11 protein-coding genes are annotated in these 15,371 nt (G+C 38.0%); 3 read left to right on the forward strand and 8 right to left on the reverse strand.

What is annotated here, in order from left to right; genetic code table 11:
* Positions 1 to 10: 10 nt before the first annotated feature.
* The 3 genes from A8L32_RS20605 to A8L32_RS20615 all read left to right on the forward strand — a co-directional run bounded on the left by A8L32_RS20605 (position 11) and on the right by A8L32_RS20615 (position 6,197).
* Positions 11 to 1,600, forward strand: a complete 1,590-nt coding sequence (locus tag A8L32_RS20605; RefSeq protein ID WP_075591420.1) for a RagB/SusD family nutrient uptake outer membrane protein — start codon at positions 11 to 13, stop codon at positions 1,598 to 1,600.
* 478 nt (positions 1,601 to 2,078) lie between these two features.
* On the forward strand, positions 2,079 to 4,361 hold the full coding sequence (gene bglX, locus A8L32_RS20610) for a beta-glucosidase BglX (RefSeq protein ID WP_075591447.1): 2,283 nt from the start codon (positions 2,079 to 2,081) through the stop codon (positions 4,359 to 4,361).
* Positions 4,362 to 4,697: 336 nt separating this feature from the next.
* Positions 4,698 to 6,197 carry an acyl-CoA dehydrogenase gene (locus tag A8L32_RS20615; RefSeq protein WP_075591421.1) on the forward strand — a complete coding sequence of 500 codons (1,500 nt, stop codon included), beginning with the start codon at positions 4,698 to 4,700 and terminating at the stop codon, positions 6,195 to 6,197.
* A gap of 57 nt (positions 6,198 to 6,254) precedes the next feature.
* Here the strand turns inward: A8L32_RS20615 and A8L32_RS20620 are convergent, their stop codons facing one another.
* From A8L32_RS20620 to nifK, 8 genes are all read right to left on the reverse strand, one after another.
* Positions 6,255 to 6,839 carry a DUF1287 domain-containing protein gene (locus A8L32_RS20620; RefSeq protein WP_075591422.1) on the reverse strand — a complete coding sequence of 195 codons (585 nt, stop codon included), beginning with the start codon at positions 6,837 to 6,839 and terminating at the stop codon, positions 6,255 to 6,257.
* A gap of 274 nt (positions 6,840 to 7,113) precedes the next feature.
* On the reverse strand, positions 7,114 to 7,485 hold the full coding sequence (locus A8L32_RS20625; protein WP_075591423.1) for a hypothetical protein: 372 nt from the start codon (positions 7,483 to 7,485) through the stop codon (positions 7,114 to 7,116).
* A 102-nt stretch (positions 7,486 to 7,587) separates the two neighbouring features.
* Complete coding sequence (locus A8L32_RS20630) at positions 7,588 to 8,697, reverse strand: homocitrate synthase/isopropylmalate synthase family protein (protein WP_075591424.1); 1,110 nt, start codon at positions 8,695 to 8,697, stop codon at positions 7,588 to 7,590.
* Between the two features lie 97 nt (positions 8,698 to 8,794).
* Positions 8,795 to 9,100: a (2Fe-2S) ferredoxin domain-containing protein gene (locus tag A8L32_RS20635; protein WP_075591425.1), complete on the reverse strand. Its 306-nt coding sequence runs from the start codon at positions 9,098 to 9,100 to the stop codon at positions 8,795 to 8,797.
* Positions 9,101 to 9,349: 249 nt separating this feature from the next.
* Positions 9,350 to 10,615 (reverse strand): radical SAM protein, encoded by a 1,266-nt coding sequence (locus tag A8L32_RS20640; RefSeq protein WP_075591426.1) that lies wholly within the window; start codon positions 10,613 to 10,615, stop codon positions 9,350 to 9,352.
* A 193-nt stretch (positions 10,616 to 10,808) separates the two neighbouring features.
* Positions 10,809 to 12,221: a nitrogenase component 1 gene (locus A8L32_RS20645; protein ID WP_075591427.1), complete on the reverse strand. Its 1,413-nt coding sequence runs from the start codon at positions 12,219 to 12,221 to the stop codon at positions 10,809 to 10,811.
* 90 nt (positions 12,222 to 12,311) lie between these two features.
* The gene (gene nifE, locus A8L32_RS20650; protein ID WP_075591428.1) at positions 12,312 to 13,646 is read right to left on the reverse strand and encodes a nitrogenase iron-molybdenum cofactor biosynthesis protein NifE; all 1,335 of its coding nucleotides are present in this window, start codon (positions 13,644 to 13,646) and stop codon (positions 12,312 to 12,314) included.
* Positions 13,647 to 13,987: 341 nt separating this feature from the next.
* Positions 13,988 to 15,370: a nitrogenase molybdenum-iron protein subunit beta gene (gene nifK, locus A8L32_RS20655; protein WP_075591429.1), complete on the reverse strand. Its 1,383-nt coding sequence runs from the start codon at positions 15,368 to 15,370 to the stop codon at positions 13,988 to 13,990.
* Between the last annotated feature and the right edge of the window lies 1 nt (position 15,371).

Genomic DNA, 15,371 nt, shown 5'->3' on the forward strand with positions numbered 1-15,371 from the left:
AGAACTAAAAATGAAAAATAATATTATATATATAGTTGTGGTACTTCTATTAGCAGTCGGTACGTCTTGTACCAAGGACTGGTTAGAAATACCAGAAGAGGGTCTTATTCCTCAAGAAAATTTTTATAAAACGAACGAAGATAATATTCAAGGTCTTGCTGCAGTTTACGATATGATGCAAGTGCTAAATGCACAAGATTGGTCTAGTTTACATCATATTAAAACAATTCTTTCTGATGAGGCTCGAGCAGGGGGTAATGATGAAGGTGATCAGCCAGAATATCATGAGTTTGATGATTATGCCATTACGCCATTAAATACAAAAATTAAAGATATATGGGAGCGTCTGTATTATGCTGTTTACAGAGCTAATGTTGTGATAGCAAATGTAGGAGAAGCTTCTAATTCGGATGCTGTTAAAGCTGAAGCTTATGCCTTAAGAGCTTATTTGTATTTTGAGTTAGTAAACTTATTTGATGAGGTTCCTCTTGTGTTAACAGAACTTTTGCCAAGTGAGTATTATATGGAAGCTAGTACTGTTGAAGCTATCTATGCGCAAATTGAAGCGGATTTAAAAATGGCCATTGCAGGACTACCTTCAAAAGCGGATCAAGAATCTTGGCGTGTAGCTGATGGATTTGCAAACGCTTTAATGGGTAAAGTCTTAATCTTCCAAGAGAAGTATACAGAGGCTATTCCATACTTAGAGGCTGTAAGTGGTTATGGCTTGTATAGTGATTATGCTGATGTGCTTAAAATTCCTTCAGAGTATGGAACAGAGTCAATGTTCGAAATTGGCTATGTGAATACAGAAGGATGGAACTGGGGTAATTATAATATTTGGGGTGACGGAAGAGCTCAGGAGAATAACATTCACTGGATTCTTTGTGGACCTCGTGAAGGTTTCTATAACTCTTATGATACGGCGCTTGTGGATGGTAGTGATAAAAAATTAGGAATTGTATTACCGGTATTCCAAGGCTGGGGAGCTATGCCGCCAACCAAAAAAATGTATGATGAATTTGATGGTTTAGATCCTCGTAGAGACTTAACCGTGATGTACGAAGATGACCTAAATATGCCAGCATATAATGTGAGTTTAAGAGCTAGACTTAAAAAGGATGATGGAACTTTAGAGAACTTTCCTACAGGAGGTTTTCAGCACGAAGGTCAAGGTGTACTACGTTTAAAGTACGGAACTTGGAAGTCAGAAGGAGGACAAGCGGATTCGGATGAGCCTGGTTTAAATATGGGTACAAATCTAAGAGTGATGCGATATGCTGAGGTTTTATTATTGCTTTCAGAGGCTTATGTACAGGCTAATAGAGCTGGAGATGCCATTCCTTTAATCGAATCATTAAGAGATAGAGCAGGATATACTGCACCTGTTACTAGTGTTGATATGGATGTGATCGAATATGAAAAAGTAGCTGAGCTTTCCTATGAAGGACATCGTTTTTACGATATGATTCGTTGGGGTAAAGGTGCTGAAATGTCGAGAGAAGGAGCCACTTTTACCGATAAGTATAGTAAACTTCCAATACCGCAAGCAGAGTTGGATGCAAATCCTAATTTGATGCAAAATAAGTATTGGAGATAATTATAATGCGTGTTTTTTCGGAAGCTGCCAGTAATATGGTGGCTTTCGTTCTTCATAAAAAATCATTGCTGACCCACTAAAAAAAGAACAATAGATCAAGTGCAACATTTTATTTTGGAAAAAACGTCACTTCAAGGTAGCTAATTCGCCTTGCATTAAAAAGCGTTAAGAAAATCAGTAAACGCAGCGAACAAAGGAAAAGCTGTTTGAGCGTAGCGAGTTCTTTTCTTTTCGCGGAGAGTATTGATTTTTAGCTTTTTTATGCCAGCGGCGGTCTTCTTTGTTTCCTTTCCTCGACTGAAGGAAGAAAGTAAAAGCCTGTCTGGCTAGAAGACAATGGTTCAGTATAAAATAGGAGTATGGATTTTAATATTAAAAAATAGTCGCAAGAAACGACCCATGAGAAACCTTTCGCATGCAGGAAGAAAATTATAAGGGAGTTCTATCGAATACAATTGAATGTTTAAATGATAAGGATATGAAACGAATATGTATCTGGTTTGTAGCCCTGCCGTTATTATTAGCTGGTTGCGAACAGAGTAATGAAACGAGTGAAAAGGGTGATGAGGAGCAATTTGTAAATGATCTTTTGCAAAAAATGACCTTGGACGAAAAGGTTGGTCAGCTTTGTCAGTATACCAGCCAGTGGGAAATGACTGGGCCAACACCTGATGCAGCGAATGCCCAAAAATTAGAAGAAAAGCTAAGAGAAGGTAGCGTAGGTTCTATGTTAAACGTAGTAGGTGCCGAAGCTACCAAAAATGCGCAAAAAATAGTAGTTGAAAACTCACGTCTAGGTATTCCCTTAATATTTGGTTATGACGTAATTCACGGACAAAAAACCATGTTTCCAATCCCCATGGGAGAAGCTTGTTCATGGGATTTAGAATTGGCTAAATTATCTTCCTCCATTGCTGCAAAAGAAGCTGCGGCTAATGGATTACATTGGACATTTGCACCCATGATGGATGTAGGGCGAGATGCTCGCTGGGGAAGAGTAATGGAAGGAGCCGGTGAAGATGCTTATTTAGGAAGTAGGTTTGCTGAGGCTAGAGTGCATGGTTTTCAAGGAGATGATTTGAGTAGTGAGAATACCATTGCAGCCTGTGCCAAACATTTTGCAGCCTATGCTTTTTCAGAATCTGGAAGGGATTATAATGTGGTTGAAATTGGAGGTGAGTCTTTGCATAATGTGGTACTACCTCCGTTTAAGGCTGCTGTTAATGCTGGCGTGGCCACTTTTATGAATTCTTTTAATACTATTGATGGAATGCCGGCTACGGCTAGTGTTTATTTACAACGTGATTTATTAAAAGGTGATTGGGGCTTTAAGGGCTTTGTGGTTTCTGATTGGAATAGTGTGGGCGAAATGATAGCTCATGGCGCTGCAGCCGACTTAAAAGAGTGTGCACAGAAGGCCATTACCGCAGGTTGTGATATGGATATGGAAGGCTATGCTTATGTCGATTACTTGACTCAATTAGTAGAAAACGGAACCGTGGATGTTCAGTTGATTGATGAGGCTGTTTCTCGAATTTTAAGCGTTAAATATCAGTTAGGCTTGTTCGAAGATCCATATAAATATTGCGATGTAGAAAGAGAGAAAAATAATATTTACACGTCTGAACATCGTGAAGCTTCTCGAAAAGTAGCTCGTGAGTCAATGGTGTTGTTGAAGAATGATGATGCCATTTTGCCTATTAAATCAAGCGTAAAATCCATTGCGGTTATCGGACCATTGGCAGATGATAAAGATTCTCCATTGGGAAATTGGCGCGCAAGAGCCGAGGCAAATTCGGCAGTTTCCTTGCTCGAAGGTGTAAGGGCTGCTGTTCCTGAAGGTGTGGAAATCAACTATGCCAAAGGTTGTGAGTTGGCTACTGGAGGAAGAACTTTTTCTACCTATCTGCAAGTGAACGAAGATGATAAGTCAGGTTTTGCTAAAGCAGTTAAAGCGGCCAAAAAATCAGAGCTTGTATTATTAGCAATTGGCGAAGATGCATATATGTCTGGTGAAGGTCGAAGTCAAACAGATATCACCTTGCAAGGTGTGCAAAAGGAATTGTTTGAAGCAGTGGTTAAAGCCAATAAAAATGTGGTGGTAGTTTTAATGAATGGTCGCCCGTTGGTTATGCCAGAGGTAGTTGAAAAAGCAACGGCTATTTTAGAAGCATGGCATGGCGGTTCTGAAGCAGGTCATGCTATAGCTGATGTGTTATTCGGCAAGTATAATCCTTCGGGGAAATTGGTGATGTCGTTTCCTCGAAATGTGGGGCAAATTCCTATCTATTATAACTATAAAAATACAGGACGACCTGAAGGTAAATACGATGAGGATAATCTATGGTCTAATTATACAGATGCTCCTAATTTGCCACAATATCCATTTGGATATGGTTTAAGTTATACCTCTTTTACTTATGCCGGGTTAAAATTAGATAAACAAGAAACAGGTGTTAATGGTGAAATAAACCTTAGTGTTAAGCTTACTAACACTGGCCAGGTAAAAGGAAAAGAAATAGTTCAATTGTATATTAGGGATGAGGTGGCTACTTATGCTCGCCCTGTTATTGAGCTAAAAGGTTTTGACAAAGTAGAGCTAGAGCCAGGAGAATCTAAAACTATAGAATTTAAATTAACAGATAAAGAACTGGGTTATTATTTCCCCGATGGAAAATATGTAGTTGAACCAGGAAGTTTTAAAGTGTTTGTCGGTGGTAATCCTCATGAACTATTACAATCCAATTTTATATTAAACTAATTATCTATCTAAAACCAAAACAACACCATCCCATCCCAGAAGATCTCATTCTTCTGGGATTTTTTTTATCAGAAAGTTAGTAGTAACAGTTTATAGAATTTATAGGCTATATATTCTAAATGTCAATAATTTCAGATGTTGATTGAACAATTGTGCTAAAACAGGGTCTTAGTTGTTCATTAGGGTAAATAAACGATAGACAAAATAACATATTTCAGCCTGAAGGATTTTCTTAGCAAGCCATAAATCGAGTATATATCATTCATCGATAATGATATTTTATTCGTGTAATGTTTGTAAAAGTGCTTTAAAGGCTTAACCAATTGAAAAAAATAGATGAGTACAGAACAACTTCAATTTTCTGAATATTTAAATTCCTTTAAGGATACGCTGAAGAGTGTATTTTACCAACGCGATAACATCGAACAGTTTATACAAAAAAGAGGATTTCCTGCTTTAGTTCTTAGAGATATTATGGCTAAAAATCCCCTGTCGGTAGGTATCCCAGAGGAATATGGAGGTAGAGGCGTAAAGATGAAAGAATGTCTGGGTATGATGGATGCGGCTTCCTATGAGTCACTACCTTTATCCTTGACTTTTGGTATTAACATTGCCTTGTTTTTAGAACCGGTAGGTAAATATGGTAGCGAAGAAGCTAAAAAAAGTGTTTTTAATCGATTCTTAACCCAACAAAATATGGGTGGGTTAATGATTACAGAACCAGATTTTGGTAGTGATGCCTTGGGAATGCAAACTTCTTGCGAGCGTCAAGGGAGTAATTATCATGTTAAAGGTACTAAGCATTGGCAAGGACTGACTGGTTTAGCCGATTATTGGTTAATTACATCAAGAAATAAAACTGCTAAAGGCGATTTAGCCAGAGATATTGATTTTTTTGTTTGTGATGTACAGCAGCCTAATCAACAAATTATTGTTGAAGAATATTATAATAACCTAGGTTTATATCCTATCCCTTACGGAAAAAATAAGGTGGATGTAATTATTCCAGAGCAATATAAACTTCAGCCAGTATCATCGGGTTTAAATTTAATGATGGATTTATTACACCGTAGTCGTTACCAATTTCCTGGCATGGGAATGGGTTTTATTCGACGTATGTTGGATGATGCTATTGAGCATTGTAAAACGCGTATTGTTAGTGGAAAGCCATTGATTAAATTGGATCAGGTTCAGCATCAAATCAACAAAATTCAAAGTGCATTTACGGTTTGTTCGGCCATGTGTTCGAGAAGTGCAGAGTACGCAGGAGTAGAGAAAAACTTGGGGGCAGATGCTATTGAGGCTAACAGCATGAAGGCTTATGTAACGGATTTAATGCAAAGTTCTGCACAAATTCTTACCCAGCTAAAAGGTGCTAATGGTTATAAGGCTGAGAGTGTTAGTTCGAGAGGTATTATAGATTCACGACCATTTAGAATTTTTGAAGGGTCAAACGATATGCTTTATACGCAGATTTCTGAAATGGTCACTAAGCTGATGGTGCGTAAAAAGGAGCTTAACTTATCTTCTTTCTTAAAAGGATTTAATTTAACAGAAAAAGTGTCGGAGCAATTTAAAGGCCTGATAGATTTTACCATTGATCCTAAGGTTGTTCAGCGTAAAAGTGTTGATTTAGGAAAAATATTAAGCCGTATTGTTTCTGCAAATATGGTTGTAAGTATGGCTGAAAAAGGTTTTAGAAATGATTTAATTACCAATAGCATTGAGAACCTGAAACAGGAAGTTTCGATGTTGGTTAGTTCATACCAATTTCAAACTAATATTGCCACAATAGAGGATTATAAAGAGTCGTCTACTTGGTTAGATATAGTTTAAGATTTAAATATATTTGAGTAGAAAGGTTTATGAGTGATGATGCTTATAAACCTTTTTTTATTGTGCATACTTATAATGGCCAATTATCTTAAAACTAAAAAGGCAATCCTCCATTACTTGTCCAGCACCAATGTTATGCACGATGAGGTAACGCTTGTTATCGCTTGATTTTTTATTGATGACTAAACCAATATGCGTAGTTCCTCCACCTAGGTTCCAGCAAACAATATCTCCAGGCTTGTAATCATTAGCCTCATTACTTTTAGATAAGGTAGTTCCAAAACGAGAAAAGTAAGTCATTAAATTGGGAACTCTGCGATGGTCAATATTAGTATCTGGCCTTTTTAAGCCCCAATTATTGGGATACTTGCTAAAGTTAGCTTTCATATCTTCATGTACCTCCTTTTGCAAATCAATACCTAATTTTCGATATGCTCTAATAATAACATCCGTACAAACGCCTTTGCCTGCAGGTACATCTCCATTGGGGTAGGGGATGCTAAAATAACTGGGGTCGTAACTAACCTTATCCTTAGTCAGTGATATGGCTGCATCTGATAATTTTGGGTAAAAGATACTATCATTCTGTGCCCCAGAAAGTACCGTTATGGAGATAAAAAGTATTGATAAAAATAGTTTCATTTTTTTAGCATTATTGACATGCTAAACTTACCAAGAAAAAATTGAGGATAAAATTACGTTAGGCAAGAAAATGTTAATTTGAAGATGCTAACTCAATAACGATAAAAAGTCTGTAACTCCATATGATGATTTGCCACCCCTGCTAATCATCACACGAAATATACAGACTTTTCGGGTTAAGAGCGGTCCCTATTAAAAGCCGCTCTTTGCGTAACCTAATTCTTTGTGCCAGAAAGTTAGGGTTCGCGAAATTATAGATTAGAGTATGTTTTATTTATACCTTAACTAGTTTAAACGATTCATCAGCCCAAACCTTAATTCCTCTAAGAGAGTCGATTTGATTTTCGATATCAAATTCTCCTTCATTAGGTTCTTTGCAAGGTGATTGTTTACTTATTTCTGAGGCTTTTATTTTTACTTCTTCAGGAATAAGCTTGTTCTTTTCTAGTGTACACAAAATGTTTTCTAAACCAGCATCATGATGTTCGATTCCATTTTTTAAAAGCATAGCACTTAATAAATATTCAGCCGACATGGCTATTACATTAAGTGTAATTACTTCTCCAAATTTGTTGGACTTAGAAAAAGCAATGGCATTATGAAAGTATTCGATGCCTGTGTTATAAAATTCTTTTGGACGTATCATCTTTAGTTTATTTTCTGGGCTTTAATATTTAAAACTGAGTAAACTTAGTTTGTTGTTATTAACTGATTGTTTACCCTGTGGGGTTTTATGGTTAAATGTTTATTATAAATTAAGTATAAGTTCTTTTAAGTCGTTATTGTCTACACTCTTTTTTTGTGCAGTAGCCAATTGTTTTATTTGTGGCAATATCTTTTCTCCTTGTTCAGGCGTTAGTTTTATACCCATTCCTTTTAATGTATCCAATACTGAGGCTATTCCTGAATGTTTTCCAATTACAAACTTAGACTCTTTACCCACTTCTTCTGGATGAAAAGCATGATAACTCATCGGGTTATTCAGTAATGAACGACAATGAATGCCGCTTTCGTGACTGGTTATTAATTCACCAGTGATGGGTTTAGTTTGGCTTACTTTGCGTTTGGATATTTTCTCAACAAATTGACAAATTGGTGCTATGTTTTTTAAATCGATTCCAAGGTTTTGGTTCAAGGAGAATTTTGCTGCAGCGGCTACTTCTTCGAGTGGCGCGTTACCAGCTCTTTCTCCTAAGCCATTGATGGTTGTGTCGATGCTGTTGCAACCAGCTTGTAATGCAGCAATGCTGTTAGCTGTTGCCATTCCTAAATCATTATGTGCATGAAACTCTAAGTCTAGTTCAGGAAATAGATAACGATAATCATTGATCATATCGTGCACTGAGAAAGGATTCATGATCCCGACAGTATCAGCAAATCGTACTCGTTTTACTCCTAAATGCACCGCTTCGTTAATATAGCTTCTTAAAAAGTGAGGATTAGCTCTTGAGGCGTCTTGTGCACCAATACCTACAAACTCAAAATGGTTTGAAGCTAAGCCGATCATAGTTTTCATTTGTGTGAGTACCCAATCGTGGTTTTTGCCAATAGCGGCTAATTGAATATCGCTCACCGGAAAGGAGATGCTAATGCGTTTTACACCAGTACGCTTAGCGGCCATAATATCTGATACGGTAGCTCGTGCCCAACAAAGCGCATTAAAGCTAAAACCTTGATTAATCAAAGTTCGAATATCTTTTTCTTCTTGAATAGAAATGGCTGGTGTTCCAATTTCAGCTTCTTGTACACCAATTTCCTGAAGCATATGGGCAATCTTTATCTTTTCATCTAATGAAAAAACAACGCCAGCAGCTTGTTCTCCATCTCTTAGTGTAGTGTCTATCAGATATTGTTTCATGGCAAATTGGTTTATGGATCAATAGTGGATTAGTCATTGGTCAGTAGTCATTTGTGAAAGTAATAACCCATGACTACTGACGAGTGACTAATGACTTTTAATCTGAAATTAAATACTCCTCAACTGCTTCGCCTTCTTCAAGCGCATCAAGTATTTCATCAATTTTTTCTTCGGTTATTTCGCCATACCAAAGGTTGTTGGGATGGATGACCATGATAGGGCCTTGGCTACATACATTTAAACAAGCTGTGCTTGTTACAGCAGCATCAATGCCTCTATCGTTACACTCTTCCATAATGTATGGGATAAAATCTCCAGCTCCATTTTTGTTGCAGAATCCTTTTGCATCTCCTGCTACACGGTATGAATTGCATACCAAAATGTGATATTCCGGTTTTTTCATGATTTGAAAATTATAGGTTAATTAATATTTGTTTATTTGTCTTCTATGTCAATTTTCGATGCAAAAACTATTTCTATATCTTATGCCATTTGTGATGCATCGATTTTAGGTTGTAATTAAAACCTAGGGCTTCACCCTAGGCTATAGCTTACGCACCTTTGGTGCTTTAATTGCACTGCAAACTGTTTGTTGCCAGTTGCTTACTGAACCCTGCCAACTGCCCACTGAATACTGCCCACAGTTTATCGATCACCCACATCCTGTTCCAGTTCCTGAACATTCAGATCCACATTTAAAGCTTTCGGCCTTGGTGATGGTTCTTAGTTCAGCTCCTTTATATACTGAGTCCATTCCTTGATCAATTAAACCAGACATCTCAATTACTTCTAATCCTGATTTGCCTAATATCTTAGATGGTTTAGGTCCAACACCTCCAACTAAAATGGCTCTACAATCGCTTAATATTTTACCTAGTTCTTCCCATCGCCCGTCGCCATTTCCTTTTGGAGGAGTTACGCGTTGGTTTACTAGTTTATACCCGTTAGGTGTTTCTTTAAAAACGTATAGTCTTTCGGCTTCGCCTAAATGTTGGTTTACTAAGATACCTTCGTTACTGGCTACGGCTACATATGGACGCTTATCTGCATCGCCTTTATCTATGCGTACTTTGGCAGCTTCAGTTAAAAGCTCCATGGCTTCGGTGCTATCTTTTCCTAACAGTCCGGCAGCATCTGCTCTACATCGGCTACAGTGCGTCATAGGTGGCAAGTGCTCGCCTATTTCTTTTCTGATTTCCTTCATGTAATCGCTGGTAGGCTCTGTTAAATCAGAAAAGGGTGTGTCTTCAACAGGAATCAAAGGAATGGTGTTCATTAAGTCAACGCCCATTTCGGATAAGCCTTTAGCTAAGTCTCCAAGTTGTGTGTCGTTTACTCCAGGAATAACAATAGCATTGGCTTTAACAGTAATGCCAGCTGCTTTTAGTTTATTGATGGCTTCCAATTGTTTTTCTAACAATAGTTCAGCTCCAGCTAAACCGAAATATCCTTTTTTCTCAAAGCGTACCCATCGATAAACATTCTCCAGTACTTTAGGATCTAAAGAGTTGATGGTGATGGTTACATGGCTCACTTCTAGTGCAGCTAGCTCATCAATATAGGGAGCAATACCTAGTCCGTTTGACGATACACAAAGAATCATATCGGGAAAGTTAGAACGTACCTGACGTAGGGTCTCCATGGTTTCATCTGGGTTAGCAAATGGATCACCAGGTCCCGCAATACCTACTACCGAAAGCTTTGGCATTTTTTCGCGCAACGACTTTAAATAAACGATAGATTGCTCTGGCGATAATATGTTAGAAGTAACTCCAGGACGACTCTCATTAACACAGTCGAACTTACGGTTACAATAGTTACAGCTAATATTACATTTTGGTGCAACTGGTAAATGCACTCTGGCATATTGTCCTTTTGCTTCTTTATTGAAACAGGGGTGTTTTTTAAAGTCGATCATATGCGGTTTTTTTAGTATAAAGTATAAAGTATTAAGTATAAAGATGATTTACATCTTGTGAATGTGCTTTATTTCTTTACGCTTAAGTCTTTATGCTAATGTCGTTATATCTATTTTTAAAATATTGAGTATTAAGATGTTTCGCGCTTTGTTAAAGAGTCTTTTGTCTTTATACTTTTGTCTTAATACTTCTTTATATGTATTTATATCCTACTTCAGAATGCTCCTGTTTGTACTCCATCATGGCGTTTCCAATTTTATCGAAAAGCTCCTGAGCTCCTTTGTAGGCAACATGTTTTAATCTGGATCCACCCATTCTATCATGTATAGGGAATCCGACTCTGATGATGGGAATGTTTAGCTCACGTGCGATGTAGTAACCTTTACTGTTGCCCACTAATAAATCGGGTTTCATGTCGATACATAACTCATTGATTTTTTCATAATCTAAATCACCCATTACTTCAATGGATTTGCCATGAGTTGGAGCACATCTTTCAATCTCTTCTTTTAGTTTTCCGCTGTTACCACCAGAGGCAGCTAAAATGACTTCAACGCCAATTTCATCCAGGAAACCTGTCATGGCAATCACTAAATCCTCTTCGCCATATACTACTGCTTTTTTACCAAAAACGTATTTATGTCCATCGGCGTAAGCATCAATCAATCTGCCTCGCTCCATGCTATATTTCTTCGGAATTTCGTTTCCACTGATGTCGCTGAGTAATTGAAATAATTCGTCACTTTGCGTGATGCCAACCGGAACGTTCATGGTGAATTTCTTTACCCCAAACTCCTTCTCTAGGTATTCAGCTCCAGTGTGCGCTAAATTTTTGTTTTTAATGCGACCTACTAAATTGCCTTTGTTAAGGATGGGACCAAACTCAATACTTGCTTTTGCTCCACCCATCATTTTTAGCTCTTCAACTGGCGTTCCTCCATCAGGTATTCTATGGTATGTATCCCAAACAGGATTATCTAGCGTCTCTGAATAATCAGGAACCATGATATAATCGATCCCAAAATCTTCTAAAATATCTTTCAACATCCTTAAATCCTCAGTTGAAATAAAACCAGGAAAGATGTTTACCTTTTCGTTCATCTCCACCTTTGTGGCAAAGGTTTTGGTAATGGCAGCAACCGTTTCGTGGAAACCGTCCATGTGCGAACCTTGATAACTTGGCGTTGATGAGTATACAAACTCAGGTACGCTAGGGTCGTCGGCATTGGCTGCTTTGTAATTTCTTAAGGCCTGACCAATATCGTCGCCAATGGTTTCGCTTAAGCAAGTGGTACAAACGCCAACTACTTCTGGTTTATACTGTGCAATAACATTATGTATGGCTGCACTTAAGTTAGCTTCGCCACCAAAAATGGTTGACTCTTCGCTAAAGTTAGATGAGGCAATATCAACAGGCTCTTTATAGTGACTGATTAAATATCGTCGGATATAAGTGGCACATCCTTGTCCTCCGTGAATGACAGGAACACATCCTCTCACTCCTTTATATGCTATACTTCCGCCCAATGGAGAACACACTTTACATGCGTTTCTCGTGGCAACGAAGTTTTTACGTTCTTTTAATACTGGTATCTTGTCGGCCATTTTATTCTAGTATAAAGATTAAAGTATAAAGTATAAAGATGATTTACAGCTTGAGCTAAAGTCTTATGTCTTTCGTCTTTATACTTTTGTCTATTTTTTATCAATAAACTTCCACACAGGGCTGCAAACCGAAGCGTATACTTCTTTAGCGAAGTTGAGCATGCCTACAAATCCAGCTAATGCTTCTTTACGTTCGTGGTTGTGATCGCAAAAACCAAGTCCTAGTTTATAGGCTATAGGGCGTTCTTTAACACCACCTATAAAAAGGTCGGCTCCTGTTTGTTTTACAAAGTCTGATAACTCATTGGGGTTAGAGTCATCCACAATAACAGTCCCTTTGTCGCAAATTTTTTGCAATAGCTTGTAATCGTCTTTGTTTCCTGTTTGTGAACCTACTACCACGGTTTGCATACCTAGTAAGCGTAATGCTTTTACTAAGCTGATGGCTTTAAAAGCTCCACCTACATAAATAGCGGCTTTTTTACCTTCTAGCTTTTCGCGATAGGGTTGAAGTGCAGGAATAAGCTCTGCTATTTCTTCAGAAACCAAGGCTCGTGCTTTGGCCATTAACTCGGGGTCGTTAAAATGTGTAGCTACTTCGTAAAGTGCATCCGACATATCTTCGATACCAAAGTAGGATACCTTTTTAAAAGGGATATCGTACTTATCTTTCATTTCTTTGGCTACGTGCATCATACTTCCTGAGCACTGTACCACGTTTAACGATGCTTTATGACATCTACGAACCTGTTCTACTCGGCCATCGCCAGTAAGGCACGCGATAATCTCCACACCAATTTTTTTATAATATTCGGCTAGTATCCATAATTCACCAGCCAGGTTAAAATCGCCTAATATGTTAATGCTATATTTAGGAGGAACATAATCATCATTGGTTCCTACCAGATTCATTAAAGCATCACAGGCAGCTTTGTAACCATCTTTTTTAGTTCCTTTAAAGCCTTCGCTCATTACAGGCAGAACTTCTACGCCTGTTTCTTTGGTTAGCTGTCGGGCAACAGCTTCTACATCATCACCAATAACGCCTACTATACAAGTGCTGTAAATAAAAACAGCTTCAGGTTTGTACGACTCGATTAATTCGGTCAGTGCGCTATATAATTTTTTTTCTCCTCCAAAAACCACATCCTTCTCATGTAAGTCGGTAGAAAAGCTTAAGCGGTGTAATTGTGGACCTGATGACATTGCTCCCCTGATATCCCATGTATAGGCGGCACATCCTATTGGGCCATGGACAAGGTGAAGTGCATCGGCAATTGGGTAAAGTACTACCCGTGAACCACAAAAAACGCAAGCTCTCTGACTTACTGATCCTGCTACTGATTTTTTTTCGCAGGCTAAATCATGTTGGTCTTCGCCAATGGTAACAATCTGGGATGTTCTATCTTTTATATATTTTGACATGATATATCTGTTTTAATAGAAAGATTGGGTCTTGACAAGACTCATTAAATAATTAAGAGAATTAATATCTCTTAGAGACAAGGACAAAGGCTGGCGAGGCAATTCAAATATTTATACCACCTATTATTTACCACTTCAGCGTTCCGAAGTATAATTGCCTCACCAGTCTTAACCTCTGGCAAACACAAATTTGTCGCTTGATAAATCAAGCTTAGATTATTAGATACAAGTATCAAGTATCAAGATGATGTGCAAGCTGTAAATAAGTCTTGTGTCTTGATACTTACTACTTGATACTATTTTTACAAAATGTAAATCTTAATTGCTAGTTCCGCCGGGACTTACATTACAAGCTCAACAGCTTCTTCAGGAGAATTTTCATCCTGATATTGCATGATAAGGTCAAGCATTTTTTCTAGGATACGGATACCTCCCATATAACCTAAGGTTGGGAAATAAGAGTGTCCAACACGGTCAACAATTGGGAAACCCATTCTTAAGAAAGGAATCTTCTCATCAAGAGAGATGTACTTTCCGTAAGTGTTACCGATTAATAAATCAACACCTTCTTGTTTAATCCACTGGTGTAATTGGAACATATCCGCATTCGCACCATTTTTATATTTCACTTGGTCAATTTTGTCTCCAAGAACCTCTTTAAGTCTCTTTTCAAATGCTTTTCCTGGTGTACCAGAAACCACATAAGCAGGAACCATATCAAGGTCTAATAAGAACTCAACCATTGGAATTAATTGATCAGGATCTCCGAATAATGCTACACGTTTTCCGTAGAAATACTGGTGCATATCAGTAATCATATCCATTAAGCGACCTCTTTCCATATCTATTTCTTCAGGTACAGATACTGCACCAGCTTTAGATAAAGACATGATGAAACGGTCAGTAGCCTTAACTCCGATAGGAAGATCAAGTAAATCAAAAGGAACTTTGCAAGAGTTGTCAAGCGCAACAGCAGCACCTTTAGTACCGAATTGTCCTATGGCAACCGTTTTCATGCTGTCTCCCATGCTTACTAGCTCAGGAATAGTAGTACCACCTTTTGGATACATTTCGAATTTACCTGTCATTGGAGCATCCAAAACATCAGAAGTATCAGGAGCCAATACGGTTTTGATACCCATCATTTTGGTGATTCTTTTTAGCTCACGCATGTCAGATGGCTCAACCCAACCAGCAAGTAGGTTGATTTGACGTTTAGCCTCGTCAGTTTTTATAGCAAAATACTTAACGATAGACTCTAACATATTGTGATAACCTGTAACGTGAGAACCTACGTAACTTGGTGTTGCTGCTTCAATCACGTGTTTTCCTTCAGGTACTTTACCGTCAGCGTTAGCTTTTGCAACAATTTGCTTAAGGTCATCACCAATTGTTTCTGATAAACAAGTTGAGTGAACTGCGATGATTTCTGGATCGTACACTGAAAATATTGTTCCGATAGCTTGTAAAAGGTTGGCTTGTCCACCGAAAACTGAAGAACCTTCAGTAAATGATGAAGTTGCAGCCATTACAGGCTCTTTGTAGTGACGAGTTAGCGCTGTTCTGTGATAAGAACAACATCCCTGTGAACCGTGGCTATGTGGTAAACATCCGTGAATACCTAATGCCGCGTACATGGCACCTACCGGCTGACATGTTTTAGCCGGGTTAATGGTTAGTGCCTTTCTATCTATTTCTTTTTCTGTTGTATGTCTTAATAACATA

The organism is Labilibacter marinus, from assembly GCF_001659685.2.
Lineage (GTDB): Bacteria > Bacteroidota > Bacteroidia > Bacteroidales > Marinilabiliaceae > Saccharicrinis > Saccharicrinis marinus.

Coding starts and splice junctions, on each gene's coding strand:
- A8L32_RS20635 (WP_075591425.1), bottom strand. CDS start 9,100: ATGAAAAAACCGGAATATCACATTTTGGTATGCAATTCATACCGTGTA.
- A8L32_RS20645 (WP_075591427.1), bottom strand. CDS start 12,221: ATGGCCGACAAGATACCAGTATTAAAAGAACGTAAAAACTTCGTTGCC.
- A8L32_RS20625 (WP_075591423.1), bottom strand. CDS start 7,485: ATGATACGTCCAAAAGAATTTTATAACACAGGCATCGAATACTTTCAT.
- bglX (WP_075591447.1), top strand. CDS start 2,079: ATGAAACGAATATGTATCTGGTTTGTAGCCCTGCCGTTATTATTAGCT.
- A8L32_RS20640 (WP_075591426.1), bottom strand. CDS start 10,615: ATGATCGACTTTAAAAAACACCCCTGTTTCAATAAAGAAGCAAAAGGA.
- A8L32_RS20605 (WP_075591420.1), top strand. CDS start 11: ATGAAAAATAATATTATATATATAGTTGTGGTACTTCTATTAGCAGTC.
- A8L32_RS20620 (WP_075591422.1), bottom strand. CDS start 6,839: ATGAAACTATTTTTATCAATACTTTTTATCTCCATAACGGTACTTTCT.
- nifE (WP_075591428.1), bottom strand. CDS start 13,646: ATGTCAAAATATATAAAAGATAGAACATCCCAGATTGTTACCATTGGC.
- nifK (WP_075591429.1), bottom strand. CDS start 15,370: ATGTTATTAAGACATACAACAGAAAAAGAAATAGATAGAAAGGCACTA.
- A8L32_RS20630 (WP_075591424.1), bottom strand. CDS start 8,697: ATGAAACAATATCTGATAGACACTACACTAAGAGATGGAGAACAAGCT.
- A8L32_RS20615 (WP_075591421.1), top strand. CDS start 4,698: ATGAGTACAGAACAACTTCAATTTTCTGAATATTTAAATTCCTTTAAG.